General features: G+C 60.0%; 21 protein-coding genes. 7 read left to right on the top strand and 14 right to left on the bottom strand.

The annotated features are described in order from the left end of the window. Positions 1-103 precede the first annotated feature (103 nt). Positions 104-316 carry a VOC family protein gene (locus ACI77D_RS14345; RefSeq protein WP_259746048.1) on the top strand — a complete coding sequence of 71 codons (213 nt, stop codon included), beginning with the start codon at positions 104-106 and terminating at the stop codon, positions 314-316. A 9-nt stretch (positions 317-325) separates the two neighbouring features. Here ACI77D_RS14345 and ACI77D_RS14340 read toward each other — a convergent pair whose 3' ends face one another. Next, on the bottom strand, positions 326-607 hold the full coding sequence (locus ACI77D_RS14340; RefSeq protein WP_064452556.1) for a hypothetical protein: 282 nt from the start codon (positions 605-607) through the stop codon (positions 326-328). 183 nt (positions 608-790) lie between these two features. Here ACI77D_RS14340 and ACI77D_RS14335 point away from each other — a divergent pair, with 183 nt between their 5' ends. After that, entirely contained in the window at positions 791-1,249 is a 459-nt protein-coding gene (locus ACI77D_RS14335) for a GFA family protein (protein WP_221294850.1), read from the top strand. 2 nt (positions 1,250-1,251) lie between these two features. On the opposite strand, the gene ACI77D_RS14330 is transcribed toward ACI77D_RS14335, so the two are convergent. Then, positions 1,252-1,779: a DinB family protein gene (locus ACI77D_RS14330; RefSeq protein ID WP_407016826.1), complete on the bottom strand. Its 528-nt coding sequence runs from the start codon at positions 1,777-1,779 to the stop codon at positions 1,252-1,254. A gap of 122 nt (positions 1,780-1,901) precedes the next feature. Between ACI77D_RS14330 and ACI77D_RS14325 the strand changes: the two genes are divergently transcribed. Beyond that, positions 1,902-2,594: a DUF533 domain-containing protein gene (locus ACI77D_RS14325; RefSeq protein ID WP_221294848.1), complete on the top strand. Its 693-nt coding sequence runs from the start codon at positions 1,902-1,904 to the stop codon at positions 2,592-2,594. Here the strand turns inward: ACI77D_RS14325 and ACI77D_RS14320 are convergent. The 10 genes from ACI77D_RS14320 to ACI77D_RS14275 form a co-directional block, all read right to left on the bottom strand. Further along, a complete protein-coding gene (locus tag ACI77D_RS14320) occupies positions 2,591-3,412 on the bottom strand; it encodes a hypothetical protein (RefSeq protein WP_064452552.1) in 822 nt (273 codons plus the stop codon). The genes ACI77D_RS14325 and ACI77D_RS14320 overlap by 4 nt on opposite strands. Positions 3,413-3,430: 18 nt before the next feature. Continuing rightward, positions 3,431-3,778 carry a DUF2493 domain-containing protein gene (locus ACI77D_RS14315; RefSeq protein WP_064452551.1) on the bottom strand — a complete coding sequence of 116 codons (348 nt, stop codon included), beginning with the start codon at positions 3,776-3,778 and terminating at the stop codon, positions 3,431-3,433. A gap of 65 nt (positions 3,779-3,843) precedes the next feature. Beyond that, a complete protein-coding gene (mgtA, locus tag ACI77D_RS14310; protein ID WP_262664795.1) occupies positions 3,844-6,558 on the bottom strand; it encodes a magnesium-translocating P-type ATPase in 2,715 nt (904 codons plus the stop codon). Between the two features lie 235 nt (positions 6,559-6,793). Further along, positions 6,794-7,102, bottom strand: coding sequence for a hypothetical protein (locus ACI77D_RS14305; RefSeq protein WP_259746045.1), 309 nt, complete (start codon positions 7,100-7,102; stop codon positions 6,794-6,796). A gap of 317 nt (positions 7,103-7,419) precedes the next feature. Continuing rightward, the gene (locus ACI77D_RS14300; RefSeq protein ID WP_407016825.1) at positions 7,420-8,031 is read right to left on the bottom strand and encodes a LysE family transporter; all 612 of its coding nucleotides are present in this window, start codon (positions 8,029-8,031) and stop codon (positions 7,420-7,422) included. Between the two features lie 73 nt (positions 8,032-8,104). After that, the gene (locus ACI77D_RS14295) at positions 8,105-8,896 is read right to left on the bottom strand and encodes a helix-turn-helix domain-containing protein (RefSeq protein ID WP_407016824.1); all 792 of its coding nucleotides are present in this window, start codon (positions 8,894-8,896) and stop codon (positions 8,105-8,107) included. Between the two features lie 48 nt (positions 8,897-8,944). Continuing rightward, positions 8,945-9,634, bottom strand: coding sequence for an arsenical resistance protein ArsH (arsH, locus tag ACI77D_RS14290; RefSeq protein WP_407016917.1), 690 nt, complete (start codon positions 9,632-9,634; stop codon positions 8,945-8,947). 9 nt (positions 9,635-9,643) lie between these two features. Beyond that, a complete protein-coding gene (locus tag ACI77D_RS14285; RefSeq protein ID WP_221294842.1) occupies positions 9,644-10,114 on the bottom strand; it encodes an arsenate reductase ArsC in 471 nt (156 codons plus the stop codon). Between the two features lie 13 nt (positions 10,115-10,127). Further along, a complete protein-coding gene (locus ACI77D_RS14280) occupies positions 10,128-11,411 on the bottom strand; it encodes an arsenic transporter (RefSeq protein WP_407016823.1) in 1,284 nt (427 codons plus the stop codon). Positions 11,412-11,430: 19 nt separating this feature from the next. Further along, a complete protein-coding gene (locus tag ACI77D_RS14275; RefSeq protein WP_407016822.1) occupies positions 11,431-11,787 on the bottom strand; it encodes a metalloregulator ArsR/SmtB family transcription factor in 357 nt (118 codons plus the stop codon). 177 nt (positions 11,788-11,964) lie between these two features. On the opposite strand from ACI77D_RS14275, the gene ACI77D_RS14270 reads away from it, so the two are divergent. From ACI77D_RS14270 to ACI77D_RS14260, 3 genes are all read left to right on the top strand, one after another. Continuing rightward, a complete protein-coding gene (locus tag ACI77D_RS14270; RefSeq protein WP_064452543.1) occupies positions 11,965-12,180 on the top strand; it encodes a hypothetical protein in 216 nt (71 codons plus the stop codon). A gap of 71 nt (positions 12,181-12,251) precedes the next feature. Beyond that, positions 12,252-12,947 carry an AzlC family ABC transporter permease gene (locus tag ACI77D_RS14265; protein ID WP_064452542.1) on the top strand — a complete coding sequence of 232 codons (696 nt, stop codon included), beginning with the start codon at positions 12,252-12,254 and terminating at the stop codon, positions 12,945-12,947. Further along, positions 12,944-13,255, top strand: coding sequence for an AzlD domain-containing protein (locus ACI77D_RS14260; protein WP_064452541.1), 312 nt, complete (start codon positions 12,944-12,946; stop codon positions 13,253-13,255). The genes ACI77D_RS14265 and ACI77D_RS14260 overlap by 4 nt, the downstream gene beginning before the upstream one ends. Before the next feature lie 107 nt (positions 13,256-13,362). Here the strand turns inward: ACI77D_RS14260 and ACI77D_RS14255 are convergent, their stop codons facing one another. Next, entirely contained in the window at positions 13,363-13,620 is a 258-nt protein-coding gene (locus tag ACI77D_RS14255) for a hypothetical protein (protein WP_064452540.1), read from the bottom strand. A 109-nt stretch (positions 13,621-13,729) separates the two neighbouring features. Here ACI77D_RS14255 and ACI77D_RS14250 point away from each other — a divergent pair, with 109 nt between their 5' ends. After that, positions 13,730-14,083 carry a hypothetical protein gene (locus ACI77D_RS14250; protein ID WP_128589283.1) on the top strand — a complete coding sequence of 118 codons (354 nt, stop codon included), beginning with the start codon at positions 13,730-13,732 and terminating at the stop codon, positions 14,081-14,083. 144 nt (positions 14,084-14,227) lie between these two features. Here the strand turns inward: ACI77D_RS14250 and ACI77D_RS14245 are convergent, their stop codons facing one another. Further along, a complete protein-coding gene (locus tag ACI77D_RS14245) occupies positions 14,228-14,932 on the bottom strand; it encodes a YoaK family protein (protein ID WP_221294841.1) in 705 nt (234 codons plus the stop codon). Positions 14,933-14,958: the final 26 nt, after the last annotated feature.

Below are 14,958 nucleotides of genomic sequence, written 5' to 3'. Positions count from 1 at the left end.
ATGCAAAGCTGAAAAAGCTTGTCAGATCAGTGATCTACACGGGTAGCCCGGCTTTATGGCGAGGTGTTTCGCACCTCACGTCTTGGCGATAAGTGACGAGCGCTTGATCCGCCGGCATCACAACGGGCTGGCCGTCGTAGCCAGCAACCGTTCAGCGATCCTGGCGTTTCAAGTGGATGATGTGGAGGCGCTTCTGCTTCAGGTCAGCAACGCGGAAGTGATGATGCCCGTGATGAAAATGCCATGGGGCAATACTTCCGCGCTGCTTCAGGATCCTGATGGGAACCTGATGATTATCTTTTCAGCACCTGAGTGAGTCGAGCAATCAAACAAATGGCTGCCCGCTGAACCCGCGTGGCAAACGCTGCAATCCGGGCAGGTCGGTCAGGCGTTGTGTCCATGCACTGCGCCAGTCACTGGCGGTATGGGGTTTGGCTTTGCGCGCGGTGCGGCGGGCGGCGTTGCGCTGGGTACGACGCGCTTCTTTGTAGGCGTCGGTATTACGGCAGGTACGGCATTTGACTCGGTTCAGCTCGGTGCTGGAAGGGAGGTCGGTGCCGTGGTGGCCGCAGGCCAAATGCCCGGCGACCTTGAAGTGAGTGACCATGTAAGCGTCTCCTTCTTATGGGGGAGCGCGCATCCCAAAAGCAGCGGTTGCGCGCAAGCGGGGCGGGGCAGTAACCCCGGCGCCTTATAGTTACGACCCCATGTGCGGCGCAGCGTTCGGTTTTGCCCTTACGCGGGTTTACGTTAGCCTGTCAGGGCAAAAAACATAAAAAAGGAATGAATGATGAGCGTCGAAAACCTGCCGCTGGAAGGCAGTTGCCGCTGTAACCGGGTGCGTTTCAGCATCAGCCTGCCACCCGTTATCACCATGGCGTGCCACTGCAGCGGTTGCCAGAAAATGACCTCCAGCGCGTTCTCCCTCAGCGCCCTGATTCCCGCGGCCGGCTTCACCGTCACCCAGGGCTGCCCGGTTATCGGCGGCTTGCACGGTGTGGACCGTCACTATTGCTGCCCGCATTGCATGAGTTGGCTGTTTACACGCCCCCATGGCATCGACGAGTTCGTCAACGTGCGTGCGACCTTACTGGATAACGCCCGCGACTACGTGCCGTTCATGGAAACCTGGACCTGTGAAAAACTGCCTTGGGCCGCCACGCCTGCCGTCGAAAGCTTTGCGCAATTGCCCGAGCCGCAAGACTTTCCACGCTTGATGCAGGCCTACGCCGCGTTCAGCGCCGGCTGAAATCAGTCAATCAGTGCCAGCAGGTCCGTATCGCCGACATCCACACCCGCCTGGGTCAGCAGCGTCGTTGCCTGGCCCCGGTGGTGGGTCTGGTGATTGAAAAAATGCACGAGCAAGCTGAAGAACGGTTTGTCCGCCGCCATACCGCGCATGTTGTGGTAGTGCAGGCGATGATCCAGGTCGGGCTCGCGAAGGCTGTGTGCCCAATCAATGATGAGGTGATCCAGCCAGGCGCGACGGTCCGACAGTTCGCGAAGCGTGCCGAAGGCCACCTGCTTCAAATCCACAGGCATGGCCAGGCTACTTAGCGGCGCCAGGGCCGCAAAGCCTGCCGGGTGCTGTGCAAACCGCTTGAGCCAGACCGTATCGCCTAATGTCAGGTGGTTCAGCGTGCCAAGGATCGAGCCGAAAAATGCGTGTCGGTCCGCCGCCAGCTGCGTTTCTGTCAGCGTGCTCGCGGCGTCATACACCTTACGGTTCATCCACTGGTTGTAGTTGGCCATCAACGCAATGTGCTCGATGCGGTTCACAGGTGTGCTCTCTTGGCGGGATGACCCCATCATAAAGCGTGCCCGCCCGGCGGTCATGGTGTTCCCGCCGGAGCGGTCTATGGTTGATGAACGCCACTACTACGCTCCGGGAGAGCAACACGATGAACACCAGCGATCTACTCGAACAACTGCTACGCGCCGGGCAGTCAGGCGGCACCTCCTCAGGCGGCGGCCTGGGTGGGCTGTTGGGTGGCTTATTGAAAGGTAACAACACCGGCAATGCCCCGGCGGGCGGTGGTCTAGGTGGGTTGCTCGGCGGGCTTGGCGGTTTGTTGGGCGGTGCGCCCGCCAGCGGTACGACGCAAGCACGTGCCGGTGGGATGAACTACGCAGCGCTGGCATCCCTGGGGATGGCGGCTTTTCAGGCATACCAGGCTTGGCAGCGCCAACAGGCAACCGCCCCGCAGCAAGCCTTCCAGACGGTCGACCAACTTCAAGGCCCGGAAGCCGAGGCCCACAGCCATGCGCTATTACGAGCCCTGATCGCCGCAGCCAAGGCGGATGGCAAGATCGACGATCAGGAACAACAGATGATTTCTGCCGAGATCGGCCGCCATACCGATGACCCGCAGTTGCAACAGTGGCTCGACGCCGAAGTCGCCAAGCCACTGAGTGCAGCCGATTTTGCCGAGTATGCCCATGACCCCGCGCTGGCGTCGGAGATCTACCTGGCCAGCGTAATGCTGGTCAATGATCAGCAGGGCGCGGAGCGCACCTACCTGGACGAACTGGCGGGGCAGTTGCAACTTGACCCACAGTTGCAACTGCACCTGGAGCAGCAGGCCAAACCTTAGAAGCGCACGGTCGCGCCGGTGGTCAACCACTGGTTACGGTCCCCGGTCAGGCTTTGCCCGACGACCACGTCCACGTCGACCAGCTTGCCAACATGGAACCGCGGCCCGGCCTGCCAGGCCTGGTCGCCGCCTTCCTGGCCATAGCGCTCACCGATCAGCGTCAGTGCATCCGCCACCTGATATTCGAAGCCGGTGCCCCAGGTCAGGCGATGGTTTTGCTCGCCGCCGTTATAGGCATGTGTCCAGCCACCGTTGAGGTTCAGGCGCAGTGCTTGAATGGGTTGCCAGGTCAACGGCACATTCAAGTCCGCACCGTCGAACGCATGTTGGCGGTCCAGCGCAAAATGGCTGGTGGCAGACACTGCTATCTGCAGCCCCAAGTCTTCTTGTGACCAGACCTGCGCCTTTACTTGCGGGCTGACCTGGGTTTCGGCATCGCCTGCATTGCTGGCGCGCGACAGTGCAGCGCTCCATTGCACATAGGGCAGTGCGCTGAACGTGCAGGCCGGGTTCAGGGTTTGGCTATGGATGTTGCCCTGGTGGCGATCGGCTGTGTACCAGGCGTCAACATTGCATTCGCCCGGCTCGTTAACCGCACCGTCGTCGACTACATAGGCGCCGCCGGCCGCCTGGGCTTTCGAGAACAGGGCGGTCAGCAAAATAAGGCCCAGGGTTGTGCCAATAAAGATCAGGTTACGTTGCAGCGCGCGGCGCTTGGCCGGTGGCAACAGCAACAGGGTCTGGCGGGCTCCGCGGTAATGACGCGCGCGATATTTGGCAAACCCGTCCGCGTGTTGAGGGGTGTGTTTTTTGTGCATGGTGCACCTCGCTTGAATTCAGCTTTCTACGGTCAGCACCGAAATGCCGCTGGTTTTGGCTTGGCAGACCAACTCCGATGTGTCGTCACCACCTGGCAGGGCGATGATCACGTCGGGCCGGCTGTCGGTCAGCATGAAATGGTTGCGCTGGCGTTCCGCCTGCTTGCCATGGCGTTGCCAATTGGGCGGGTAGCGCACCACATCGATGCCGATTTCCCGCGCCCATTCTTCGATGTCACTGCCCAGGAATTGGTTGCCGCCGTGAATCAATACCTGCACGGGGCGCAGGCGGTGGTAAGCGTCCAGCACTTGGCGGGACTTTTTGGTGTCGGCGTAATGACGACCTGCACAGATCAAGACGCGCATAGGGAGTGTCCTTGTGTTGCACGGTGGCGGCCGGGCGACCGCCACCGTTTAAACGGCGGGGGTGATCAGTACCACTGCTTGAAGCGGCGGATGTAGATCGTCTTCATCAGTTGGGCGACGCAGCAGTAGGCGAGCAGGGTGCCGACCAACCATGGGAAGTACGCCAGCGGCAACGGCTCCAGGCCCACCAGGGTGCCCAGCGGCGAGAACGGCACGTAGATCCCCAGCCCGATGACGATGGCGGTCATCATCAACACCGGCCAGGCGGCCGTGCTCTGGAAGAACGGGATCTTGCGTGTACGTAACATGTGCACGACCAGGGTTTGCGAGAGCAGCCCCTCGATAAACCAGCCGGACTGGAACAGGGTCTGCATTTCCACGCTGTTGGCGGAGAACACGTACCACATCAATGCAAAGGTGGTGATGTCGAAGATCGACGAGGTCGGCCCGATCCAGATCATGAAGCGGCCGATGTTTTTCGCATCCCACTTGCGCGGTTTGGCCAGGTATTCCTTGTCCATCTTGTCCCATGGCAAGGCCAGCTGGGAGATGTCGTACATCAGGTTTTGCAGCAGCAGATGGATCGCCAGCATCGGCATGAACGGGATAAACGCACTGGCGACCAACACCGAGAACACATTGCCGAAGTTCGAGCTGGCCGTCATGTTCAGGTACTTCATGATGTTGCCGAAGGTTTCGCGGCCCTTGAGCACGCCTTCTTCCAGCACCATCAGGCTCTTTTCCAACAGGATGATGTCGGCGGATTCCTTGGCGATATCAGTGCCGCTGTCCACCGAAATGCCCACATCGGCATCACGCAGCGCCGGTGCATCGTTGATGCCGTCGCCGAGGAAGCCCACGGTGTGGCCGTTGGCTTGCAACGCTTTGAGTACCCGGGATTTCTGCAGCGGCGTGAGCTTGGCAAACACTGTGCGCTCTTCCACGCGGCGCAGCAGGGTTGCGTCATCCATCGCTTCGATTTCCACACCCAGCAGCGGCTGGCCAGGCTCGAGGCCGACCTGACGGCAGATCTTGCTGGTGACCACCGCGTTGTCGCCGGTCAGCACTTTTACCGCTACGCCGATTTGTTGCAGTGCGGCAATCGCCGGGCCTGCGGTTTCCTTCGGTGGATCAAGGAATGTCAGGAAGCCCTGGATCACCAGATTGCGTTCATCGGTCGTGGTGTACTGCTGACGTGCCAGTGCTTTCGGGATGTTGCGGGTGGCGACGACCAGTACACGGAAACCATCTTCGTTGTAGTCGTTCGCCAGCGTCAGCAACTCTTCACGGCGGCGCTCATCCAGCGGCACGGCATCACCACCTTCCATGACGTGCGTGGAAATGCTCAGCATCTCTTCCACCGCGCCCTTGCACACCAGCAACTGGTCGCCGGCGGCATCCTTGACCACGATCGACAGGCGACGGCGTACAAAGTCGAACGGTAGTTCATCGACTTTGCTGTAGGCAAACGGCACCTGGAACTTCGGGTTCTGTTCCGAGAACTGCACCACGGCCTGGTCCATCAGGTTTTTCATGCCGCTCTGGTGAAAGCTGTTGAGCCAGGCCAGGGACAGCACTGCATCATCACGTTGGCCAAAGGCGTTGACGTGATGCTCGAGGATGATCTTGTCCTGGGTCAGGGTGCCGGTCTTGTCGGTGCACAGCACGTCCATTGAGCCGAAGTTCTGAATCGCGTTGAGGCGCTTGACCACGACTTTGCGCTTGGCCATGGCGTTGGCGCCTTTGGCCAGGTTGGCGCTGACGATCATCGGCAGCATTTCAGGGGTCAGGCCAACGGCGACTGCCAGTGCAAACAGGAACGCATCGCCCCAGTCACCTTTGGAGAAGCCATTGAGGAAGAACACGATCGGCACCATCACCAGCATGAAACGGATCAGCAGCCAGCTGACGCTGTTCACCCCACGATCGAAAGCGGTTTGCACCCGCGAGCCGACAATCGCTTTGGCCAGGGAGCCAAAGTAGGTGCGTGGGCCGGTGGCGACCACTACGGCTTTGGCGCGACCACTGACGACGTTGGTGCCCATGAAGCAGATGTTCGGCAGGTCCAGCAGGTTGCCTTGGTCGGCCGCTGCCGGTATCGCGGACTTTTGCGTGACGTCGCCGAGGGTGTCGTACTTCTCGACCGGCAACGCTTCGCCGGTCAGCACGGCCTGGCTGATAAACAGGTCGCGGGACTCGATCAGGCGGATGTCGGCCGGGATCATGTCGCCGGCGGAAAGCTGCACGATGTCGCCCGCCACCAGGTCGCGCATCGGTACTTCACGCAGGGTCGGCTGGGCGCCGACTTGCTCACGACGCAGCACCGTGGCCGTGGTGCGCACCATGGCTTTCAGGGCTTCGGCGGATTTGGCCGAGCGGTGCTCCTGCCAGAAACGCAGCAGGCTGCTGAGCAAGACCATGAGCATGATGATGATGACTTTGGTCAGGTCGACTTCTTCACCGGCCTGCAGCGGCAACCAGTAGTCAGTGACAAAGCTGATGCCGGCCAATGTCAGCAGTACGTAGATGAACGGGTTGTTCAGTGCCTGCAGGAACTGGACGATGGCGTGAGGCGGCTTGTCATGGGCCACTTCGTTGTAGCCTTCGCGTTGCAGACGCGCCGAGGCGTCCAGTTCGGTTAAACCATCCTGGGTGGCTCGCACATTGGCAAGGGTGGCCGATAGGCCGTTCTGGGCTTCACGGGCGGCACGCATCGACAGTTTGGTGTCGGTAGCGGTGCCATTTTTCTTGTGCAGAGGCGTGTTTTTTACGGCGCTCATTGTCTGTACTCCTGTCGCCAATTCTCGACAAAACATACCCGGTACTTACCTGAATACAGGCGAGCGAAAGCATGCCGAGCCGCGGACTTCGCGATCGGTTTAAATAAGGTGTCTACATAACTTCTAGTGTGCCCGCCAAGCGCGCGTTAATTAACTAACGCGCAGCGGGCTACTACTGGACGTGTTCATAAAGAACTCCAGAACATCAATTAGAAAGTTGCTGTTTCCAGCCGGGTTAAGCGGCGCGAGTGCTCACGTAAAGTCCGAGCATCAGGCCAGCGTGTGCCAGTCTGGAAACCTTCGGTCTCTGCGGGTCTTGAGGGTCGGCGTGATCCCATTGCTGCAGCAATTGGCCGCTGGCAGGGCAGACACGCCAATGCGCCAGCGGGGGAGCCGGGCGCGCTTGGTCTTTACTTGCTGGGGGGAAGGGTGCAGCAAAGGCTGCGCGAGTAGGCGAAAAGCCCACGGGCTCGCGGCACAGCTTGGCGCGCAAGGCTGCGGCCAGCGTACGAACATCAGGTAAAGCAATGAGTTGGAAGGTCATAACACACCTCGGGACCGGACGAGCGACCGGTGAGGCAGTTACGGTGGAGCATCAAGCTCTAGCGCAGCTTACCGGACCTGGAAGGCGAGTCCTGTCATATTCTGGGTTTGGCGCCCGATGCCCGCAATAGCGGTGCTCGGACAGCGACTAGATACTGTGTCCATTGGCTTCTTTTGTGAGGTTTAAAAAAGGCCCCAGTTGTGGGCAGGGGCAATCTACTCAGACGGTTACAAAATGTCAACGCATGATTAATTAAAATACCCTGTGTTCAGAGTTCATTCAGATTAGCCGCGGCGCAAGTTACGCACTATATAACTTCATATGCCATGTACCGCCAGAACGGCCAGATAGATCAATACCCCACCACACGTGCCATAACTGATGCGCTGCCACAACGCTGATGCGTTCTTGCGCAGCAGGTTTACCAGCGCGGCAATCAGAAAGCATGACAGCACCGACGCGAGCATGAACCCTGCAAAAAACATCAGGGTTTGCCCGTGGCTGGGCGTGGCGCCGACGATGCCGGACAAAGCGCTGCCCAGGGCACCCCAGTAAATAATGTTCTTCGGGTTAGCCAGGGAAATGGCCGCCCCCACCGCCAGCGCATTGCGCCCGGAACTGGCCGGTGCGTGACTGGGTTCGGGCAAATGCCAGGCATCGATCAGGCTGCGCACGCCCAGCCAGGCCAGGTACAGCGCGCACACGATGGTCAGCGGCACGCGCACTGCATCATGTTGAATCAGCAGGGCGATGCCGGTGAGGCCGATCACCGCCCACACCGCATCGCCCACCAGTGAGCCGATCTGCACCAGCAGGGCTGGCGTAAAGCCGTGGAGCAAGCCACGGCGCAATGTCTCTGCCAGCACCGCGCCGGGAGAAAGGCAAAACACAAACCCGAATACCAGCGCGTAAAAAAAGATCGTCAACATGCCCGCTTTCCTTCAAAAGAGGCGGGCAGTGTGGTGTCTGTCGAGGCAGGCGTCTTGAACCAGATTGCGCTGTTCAGCGTTTCAACACGCTTTGATAGCGGCCAGGAGTGATGCCATAGGCGGCGCGGAAGTGTCGATTGAGGTGGCTTTGGTCGGCAAAGCCCAGGCCATGGGCGACGTCACTGGCCGAGATGCCGTTGCGCAACAGTCCTTTGGCGCGGCAGGTACGCAGTTGCATGGCCCACTGCCTGGGGCTCATACCGGTTTCTTTTTGAAAGACACGCAACAGATGGAATTTGGACAGTCCCAATTCATTGCCCAGCTCGTCCAGGGGCAGTGACTGATGCAGGTGCGAGGCGAGCAATTCCTGGGCGCGACCGATCATGCGTTTGCCGGTGTTGGTGCTGCCAGGCAAGCGTACACCGCTGACGCCGACCACTTCTCCCAACCGTAACACCAGGGCTTCCTCATTGAATTCGCGGACCCACGTATCGTTGCTCAAGGCGCCTTTCACGGCCGCGGCCACCCGTTGCGCGAGGTCAGGTTGAAAGCAGAGCGAGCGATCAAACTCCAGGTGCGACAGCCCCAGGTCAGCCGCCAGTTGATCCGCGGTGACGTACAGGCTGACAAAGTGCCAAGGCGCTCCCTCAGCCGCGCCGCCGCCCTGGATCTGACCCGGGTTGTACAAGGTGATGGTGCCCGGCCCGGCCTCGAACTCCCGGCGATCGAGCCAGACTTTTTCCTCACCGACAAGGTTGACGCCGATCACGCACTCATCATGGCTGTGACGGGCAAAGGTCAGGCCGGTGCAGGTGGTGCTGCTGACTTCGTAGTTGCCCAGCCAGGCGTGTTGAATGGCGCTCATCATTCAGCTCGGGAAGCGGTTTGCTTGAGCATACGCTGGCAGGGTCGATCAAATCGACCGTTGGTTGACCCGCTGCGACAGCTCATCAGCGCTTTCCTTGCGCTCCGAGTAACGGTCTACCAGGTCCGGGCGGTCGCGCAGTAACAAGGTGAACTTCACCAGCTCCTCCATCACATCGACGACGCGGTCGTAAAGCGCCGACGGTTTCATGCGGTCCTGGTCGTCGAACTCCATGAATGCTTTGGGCACCGAGGATTGATTGGGGATGGTGAACATGCGCATCCAACGTCCGAGCACGCGCAGTTGATTGACGGTGTTGAAAGATTGCGAGCCGCCCGACACTTGCATCACTGCCAAGGTCTTGCCCTGGGTGGGCCGCAAGGCACCCAACGCCAACGGCACCCAGTCAAGTTGCGCCTTGAACACTGCCGACATCGAGCCGTGACGTTCGGGGGAGCACCAGACCTGGCCTTCGGACCATTGCATCAGGTCCAACAGCTCCTGGACTTTGGGGTGATCGTTAGGTGCATCATCAGGCAGAGGCAGCCCGGACGGGTTGAAAATCCGAGTGTCGGCACCGAAGTGGCATAACAGGCGCGCGGCTTCCTCCACCAGCAAACGGCTGAACGACCGCGGCCGGGTGGAGCCGTAAAGCAACAGGATGCGCGGCGGGTGAGTCGGCCCGGTATGCAAGGGTGTTGACAGGGTTGTGTCGAGGTTAGGCAGCATAGTCATCAGGTTCTCCGGCTACAACCGTGCGATGCGGTCGAGCTCAGCCTTCAGTTCAACAGGGCCCAGGCGGGCAAAGGGCAGGGCGAAAAACGCCTGGCAGCGGGTGGCGATGATGCCCATCGTTGCGTTGAACGCGGCGTTGAGATGTTCATCGTCGCCCTGAACATCGGACGGATCTTCCAACCCCCAGTGCGCCTTCAGCGCCGGCCCGAAATACACCGGGCATGCCTCTCCGGCAGCCTTGTCGCACACGGTAATGACCAGGTCCGGCGGGCTGCCTTCAAAGGCATCATTGCCCTTGCTGTACAAACCTTCGGTGCTGATGCCCGCCGCCTGCAACGCGCTCAGGCTGCGCGGCAGGACCTGGCCCTTGGGGAAACTGCCGGAGCTGATCGCCTCGAAGCCTTGCGGCGCCAAGTGATTGAATACCGCTTCGGACAGGATGCTGCGACAACTGTTCGCAGTGCACATGAACAGGACTTTCATTTCGGCATCTCCTTCAGATACTCAGGCGCAAAGCGAGGGCGGCGAGGGTGATCAACAGCACCGGCAAGGTCAGCACGATCCCGACCTTGAAGTAGTAACCCCAGGTGATGGTGATGCCTTTGCGCGCCAGGATATGCAGCCACAGCAACGTCGCCAGGCTGCCGATGGGGGTAATTTTAGGGCCCAGGTCACTGCCTATTACGTTGGCGTAGATCATCGCGTCCTTGACCACACCTACCGCATGGCTGGACTCGATGGACAGCGCACCAATCAATACCGTCGGCAGGTTGTTCATCGCCGATGACAACAGGGCCGTCAGCATACCGGTGCCCATGGCCGCGCCCCACACGCCGTAAGTGGCGAAGGTATCGAGCCAGGTCGCCAGGTAGGTGGTCAAGCCGGCGTTGCGCAGGCCGTAGACCACCAGGTACATGCCCAGAGAAAAGATCACGATCTGCCACGGCGCGCCTTTCAACACTTTGCGCGTGGAAATCTTGTGGCCTTTGGCGGCGATGACCAGCAGCAATACGGCGCACACGGCAGAAATCGCACTGATGGGAATGCCCAGCGGCTCCAGGGCGAAACAGCCGACCAGCAAAATGCCCAGTACCCACCAGCCGGCGCGAAAGGTCGCGCGGTCATGGATGGCACTGGCCGGGTCTTCCAGGTCGGCCGGGTCGTAGGCCTGGGGAATGTCGCGGCGGAAAAACCACAGCAGCACCGCCAGGGTGGCGGCAACACTGACGAGGTTCACTGGCACCATGACTGCGGCGTATTCGTTGAAACCGATCTTGAAGTAATCCGCCGAAACGATGTTCACCAGGTTCGATACCACCAACGGCAAGCTCGCCGTGTCCGCGATAAATCCTGCGCCCATGACGAATGCCAGGGTCGCCGCCGGGGAAAAGCGCAGCGCCAGCAGCATCGACATCACGATAGGTGTCAGGATCAGCGCCGCGCCGTCGTTGGCAAAGAGTGCCGAGACCAGTGCGCCGAGCAGCACCATGTAGGCGAACAGCCGTCGACCACGCCCCCGGCCCCAACGCGCCACATGCAGCGCGGTCCAGGCAAAGAACCCGGCTTCATCGAGTAACAGGCTGATGATGATCAGCGCGACAAAAGTGCCGGTGGCGTTCCAGATGATGTGCCACACCACCGGAATGTCAGACAGGCTGATGACCCCGCACGCCAGGGCCAGGATCGCCCCCATTGTTGCACTCCAACCCACCCCAAGGCCCTTGGGCTGCCAGATGACCAGGACAATGGTGAAGATAAAAATCGCAATTGCGACAAGCATGAGTAAACGCTCCGATGGCTCAGCAGCAATTGCTGGCGCGTTGTGGTCTGTCGCCCATTGCATCCAGACGCAGCGCGTCGTTTTGCAACCATGGCTGGTTGGCTTGCAAAGTGGTGTCGAGCACCTGTGTCACCCAGGCGGGCAATGCCGGATTGATGCGGTAATAGACCCATTGGCCCTGGCGACGGTCCTGCAACAACCCACAACTGCGCAGTTGCGCCAGGTGGCGGGAGATTTTTGGTTGACTGTCGTCCAGAGCATGGATCAGTTCGCACACGCAAAGTTCGCCCTCGCGCAGGATCAATAACGTCAAGCGTGCGCGGGTGGCATCGGCCAGGCATTTGAACAGGGTGGGTGGGGAGAGGAAGTCAGACATGATCAAGGTCTTTATACATATGATTATTCGAATATACGTATAGGCATATATATAGGTCAAATCCTGAATTCGTTTGATGTGGATCAACCGCCGGCAAAACAGCCACAACTGACTGAAATTAAACTGAAACACGCATGTCCTAAAGTGCCTGCCATTACTGATGAAGGAAGAACCCGCGTGACCCGTGCCACTCGTAACCTGCGCAAGACCCTCGATTCCGTCGCGGATAACAACGAAACCGCGGCGTTTGACCTGATGCGCGCCGTCGAAAAACTCAGTGATGAAGTGCTGCGCCAACGGCTGCTCAATACTATTCACCGGCTAAACCAGGATGCCTACGAGCTGCGCGAAGCGCGCGACTCGGTTGAACAGGTCTCGGTAAGGCTCGCCTGAGCACGATCGTTCAAGACAAGCTCCGTATGACGCTGGCATGCTTGTCGACTGTCTGTCGATGAGCCGTCTCCATGCCTACAGCCTTACCTCATTACGCCTTCGGACGCGGCGCAATTGCCGTTATTCCGCTGTCCCTGGCCTGTGCCCCTTGGGGGCTGCTGGCCGGCTCCATGGCCATTGATGCGCAATTTACCCCGCTGCAAGCCCAGGGTTTGTCCGCCATTGTCTTCGCCGGTGCAGCCCAGTTGGTGGCTATCGGTATGGTCAAGGGTGGCGCCAGCCTGATTTCGATTGTGCTGACCACCTTGCTGCTGACTTCCCAGCACTTGCTCTATGGCATGCACATGCGCCCGACACTCTCTTCGCTTAACACTCGCTGGCGCATGAGCCTGGGGTTTCTGCTGACCGATGAGTTCTTCGCCCTGGTCAACCACTATGACCGTGAGACCTTCAACCGCTGGTATGCCCTGGGCGTCGGCCTGACGTTCTATATCATCTGGAACCTGTTTACCCTGGCCGGCATCGTGCTTGGCAAAAGCATTCCCGGCCTTGATCAATTGGGGCTGGAGTTTTCAATCGCCGCGACGTTTATCGCGTTGATCACCCCCGTAGTGCGCGACTTGCCCACCGTGGTGTGCGTCGCAGTTTCCCTGCTGTGCTCGGTATGGCTGAGTTACCTGCACTGGGAGTCGGCGGTGGTGGTGTCCGGCGTGCTGGGGATGAGCGCAGGGTTTGCCTGCAAACGACTGGGAGTAGGGCTGAAATGATCTACATCATGATCGTGGCCATGGGCCTGGTGGTGTTTCTCAACCGTTACCTGTTTATCGAGCCACGCCTGCCGGTACGCCTCAACCGCGGCGCGCGCGAGTTTCTCGGGTTTGCGGTGCCGGGCATGCTCACGGCGATTTGCGGTCCGATTATTTTCCTCGCGGATCACACGCTCAACCTGAGCCCGGCCAACCCCTACTTGCTGGCCGGCATCTGCGCCGTGGCATTGATGTTCTGGACGCGCAGCGTATTGATCACCGTGCTGCTGAGCATGGCGTTGTTCTATCTGTTTCGCTGGTGGCTCTGAATCAGGGGCGAAAAAAAGCCCGCGGGAGAGCGGGCAGAAGGGAGACTTCTTAAAAATGAGCCTGTTGACTATAGGCGTCGTGGTGTCCCTTCACAGTGAAACTAAATTCATTCGGCGGCCGGTAACGGCTTCTTCTTGGCCTTCGCTTCAGCCGCCAGGCATTCCAGGGCGAACTGCTCGGTGTAGGTCATCTGGATCGGCGTGCTTTCGCCCTTGACGGTGCGCTCGCCATCGAGAATGTAGCGGATGCGCTTGTCCGTGACGCCGATACGCTTGGCGATCCACGCGGGTGTCTGGCCAATGCGGCTGACCAGCTTGTCGGCGTAGTCGGTGGAAGGGTTGTAGCGCTCGGCGTTGGGGGTCATCGGGTTTCCAGGTAGAAGCGAGGTTGCAAGTAGGCGACAGGGTGACTGAATAATCCTTGGGTGTCGCTGGCTAATGGTAGAGTCGCATTTTTTACAAGGAGGCGATGGCATGCACAAGGTGGTAATTGGCGCATTGGTAGTGGCTGCACTGTCCGGTTGCGCGGGCTCGAAGATGAAAGACGCGCGCGCAGGTCAGCCTTACAAGACCCTGGCGTCGGACAAGGCCACGCTGGTGGTTGCCCAATGCATTCAGTTCGGCTGGCAGGACGAAGCGGTATTTGGCGTAGACGCCGGGGGCTTCAAGGAACCTCTTGAGGCGGGTGGTTTTACCGTCTACACCACCGGCGGCGATTATTTTGTCGACGTGCGCGCCGCAGGCGCGGGTTCCAGCGTGAACTACTACGCGGCCCAGGACACGATGCCGGCTAAACGCCGTTTGGCTGCACTCGCAACCTGTCTGTAATCCTTTGCCTTAGTGATATTCGGAAATGCCCGGCGGGACAGCTGGCAGGCATTGGCTTATCATTCTTTCCGCTCGCTCGACGTGATAGCTCTTTGCCAGTACACGGATGTCGAGGCCGAAACGTCGGGCGGGCCTCCTTTCTTCTTAGCGTGGCATGTAGCCCAGGTGCCAGCGCCGAGGAATCTTCAGCGACACCAACCCCAGCAAGGCGGCCAATGCGCCACTGACCAGCAGCGCCTTGAGGCCAAGCTGATGCTCCAGCACCGCGCCGATCACCGCGCCCACAAACATCCCGGCCCACGGCACCAGTTGCACCCGCCAACCGTTGCGTCGCTCCCCGAGCATCCAGCGCCCGAGCCCGCGCCCAAAACGTGACAGCGCACCGGTCACATACGTCAGGCCTACCGGCAGGCCGTTGACCTCTTCCACCGCGGCATTGAGCATGCCCATGGCCGTAATCGCTGCCAGCAGCGCAGGCAAGGCATCGTCATAGGGCCACACGGCTGCGCCACACAACAAGGTGGCGATGCACATCAGCAACGGCAGTGCATGCCGCCGACTGAGCCGGCTGACCACCACGCCCAAGGCGTTGCCGACCACAAACACCAGCACCAGCAACAGCAAGCGCCCGGTCAGGCCGAGGTCACCTGCGCTGATCGCCACCGCCAGGCGCGTGGTGTTACCGCTCATGAACGAGACAAAATCACCGCTGGCCATAAAGCCAATCGCATCGGTCATGCCTGCCAGCACGGAAAGGCTGGCCACCAGCATCAAACCGACCCGCCCGCGCCAGCGTTGGCGATGGGCGAGCGCCGCATTGGCGTAAGGTCTGTGGGATGAAGGCAGCATGGGGCCGGGCTCCTCGGTGAGATTAT

Origin of the sequence: Pseudomonas sp. O39, assembly GCF_045447295.1 — a bacterium.
Taxonomy (GTDB): domain Bacteria; phylum Pseudomonadota; class Gammaproteobacteria; order Pseudomonadales; family Pseudomonadaceae; genus Aquipseudomonas; species Aquipseudomonas antarctica_A.
This window is presented reverse-complemented; position numbering and strand designations above follow the sequence as displayed.

Excerpts from the sequence above, each read along its gene's own strand:
- ACI77D_RS14275 (WP_407016822.1), bottom strand. The coding sequence starts at position 11,787 with ATGTCTGACTTCCTCTCCCCACCCACCCTGTTCAAATGCCTGGCCGAT.
- ACI77D_RS14325 (WP_221294848.1), top strand. The coding sequence starts at position 1,902 with ATGAACACCAGCGATCTACTCGAACAACTGCTACGCGCCGGGCAGTCA.
- ACI77D_RS14250 (WP_128589283.1), top strand. The coding sequence starts at position 13,730 with ATGCACAAGGTGGTAATTGGCGCATTGGTAGTGGCTGCACTGTCCGGT.
- ACI77D_RS14305 (WP_259746045.1), bottom strand. The coding sequence starts at position 7,102 with ATGACCTTCCAACTCATTGCTTTACCTGATGTTCGTACGCTGGCCGCA.
- ACI77D_RS14315 (WP_064452551.1), bottom strand. The coding sequence starts at position 3,778 with ATGCGCGTCTTGATCTGTGCAGGTCGTCATTACGCCGACACCAAAAAG.
- ACI77D_RS14265 (WP_064452542.1), top strand. The coding sequence starts at position 12,252 with ATGCCTACAGCCTTACCTCATTACGCCTTCGGACGCGGCGCAATTGCC.
- ACI77D_RS14300 (WP_407016825.1), bottom strand. The coding sequence starts at position 8,031 with ATGTTGACGATCTTTTTTTACGCGCTGGTATTCGGGTTTGTGTTTTGC.
- ACI77D_RS14260 (WP_064452541.1), top strand. The coding sequence starts at position 12,944 with ATGATCTACATCATGATCGTGGCCATGGGCCTGGTGGTGTTTCTCAAC.
- ACI77D_RS14335 (WP_221294850.1), top strand. The coding sequence starts at position 791 with ATGAGCGTCGAAAACCTGCCGCTGGAAGGCAGTTGCCGCTGTAACCGG.
- ACI77D_RS14295 (WP_407016824.1), bottom strand. The coding sequence starts at position 8,896 with ATGAGCGCCATTCAACACGCCTGGCTGGGCAACTACGAAGTCAGCAGC.
- ACI77D_RS14285 (WP_221294842.1), bottom strand. The coding sequence starts at position 10,114 with ATGAAAGTCCTGTTCATGTGCACTGCGAACAGTTGTCGCAGCATCCTG.
- ACI77D_RS14245 (WP_221294841.1), bottom strand. The coding sequence starts at position 14,932 with ATGCTGCCTTCATCCCACAGACCTTACGCCAATGCGGCGCTCGCCCAT.
- ACI77D_RS14320 (WP_064452552.1), bottom strand. The coding sequence starts at position 3,412 with ATGCACAAAAAACACACCCCTCAACACGCGGACGGGTTTGCCAAATAT.
- mgtA (WP_262664795.1), bottom strand. The coding sequence starts at position 6,558 with ATGAGCGCCGTAAAAAACACGCCTCTGCACAAGAAAAATGGCACCGCT.
- ACI77D_RS14255 (WP_064452540.1), bottom strand. The coding sequence starts at position 13,620 with ATGACCCCCAACGCCGAGCGCTACAACCCTTCCACCGACTACGCCGAC.
- ACI77D_RS14340 (WP_064452556.1), bottom strand. The coding sequence starts at position 607 with ATGGTCACTCACTTCAAGGTCGCCGGGCATTTGGCCTGCGGCCACCAC.
- ACI77D_RS14280 (WP_407016823.1), bottom strand. The coding sequence starts at position 11,411 with ATGCTTGTCGCAATTGCGATTTTTATCTTCACCATTGTCCTGGTCATC.